This is a genomic window from Oleiphilus sp. HI0066, from assembly GCF_001635725.1.
Map to the genome: position 1 here is coordinate 1 of NZ_LWFH01001114.1, position 1243 is coordinate 1243.

Sequence of the window (1243 nt, forward strand, 5' to 3'; positions counted from 1 at the left end):
CCTTTTTTGTAGCCTGCTGCAAGTACTAGGTCAGCTTTGTCTTCCATCGACTCAGTTTGCTTGAGCACAGCAACGTCTACATTTAGCGCTTCTTGTTCGCAGAGTGCCAATAGCGCAGCTTCGTCAGGATGTTTTTTCAATAGGGTAATGGCTGTTGCGTTATCAATACCCGGCGTCACGCTAACCCCAACTTTGAGTGCAGTGCGCTTCGCTTCGTCCTTCAAGCCCGCATCGTGTACGGTACGCGAACATGGGCCAATGAACGTGAGGCCTGCGCTCTCCATCGCGGCGACCATAGTTTCGTCTTCGGCCATAAAACCATAACCGGCAAAGATCGCGTTGTAGTCGTTTTCGTGCGCTATTTGAATGATTTGCTGAATACGTGCTTCGCGCTCAGCTTTATCGGCACCGGTATAGTCGGGTACTCGGTGAACGCGAGAAGAATCTTCCAACTGACGTAACTCAGGAGCGAGGGCATTCTGATATACGACGCTGTCTTTCTCGGACAATAAAATACCGAAGACATCAATGCCCATTTCTGTAAATACATCCATGGCTTCTTTTCTGATCGGGCCACGGCAAATGATCAATGGGCGAAGTTTACGGCAATCAAAGCTGCGTACCCATTTTGAGGACGATTTTTTTAGACGTCGATCTTCATGGATAAGTGCATTATTTAAATAATGGTTGGTAGTCGTTGCATTAGTCATGTGTTGAAACCTATTCCAGAGACCGATTAGAAAAATTCGCGCTGAACAGATCGCATAGGTTCAGCATTGTAGTGGCGAAGGTGGAAGCTCATGTTTTCACAGAGTACTTTTCTCAGGTCTTTGGGCATGACAATTTGAGAGATCGATCCAAGGCTCAAGGCTTCGTTTGGATTCATCAATTCGTCTTCGTAGCGTTTCGCCAGAATGGCTTCTTGCTCTGCACCCCATTCGGCACTTTCGTCTCCAGATTTTACGGCTGCGCGGATAGCACGAAGCTCCTTCTTGTAAACGAACTCGACACCGGCTGGCCCCATCACAGCTGCGCGCGTGGATGGCAGAGCAATAACGAAATCTGCACCGGTTGGATAGTTGTTATAAGAGGCATATGCACCACCAAAGGCATTGCGTAGGATCACTAAGAAGCGCGGGGTGCGCAAATCAACAATCGCATCTAGCATCGCGCGACCTGCCTGTACGATACCCATCGACTCTTGTTCGCGCCCAGGTAAGAAGCCTGTGGTGTCTTCCATGAA

General features: G+C 48.9%; 2 protein-coding genes. Both read right to left on the bottom strand.

Annotation, left to right across the window (positions count from 1 at the left end; translation table 11 throughout):
- Positions 1-710: biotin carboxylase N-terminal domain-containing protein (locus A3738_RS14645; RefSeq protein WP_304440107.1), on the bottom strand; the 710-nt coding region annotated here is incomplete at its 3' end.
- A 26-nt stretch (positions 711-736) separates the two neighbouring features.
- Positions 737-1243: carboxyl transferase domain-containing protein (locus tag A3738_RS14650; RefSeq protein WP_255376174.1), on the bottom strand; the 507-nt coding region annotated here is incomplete at its 5' end.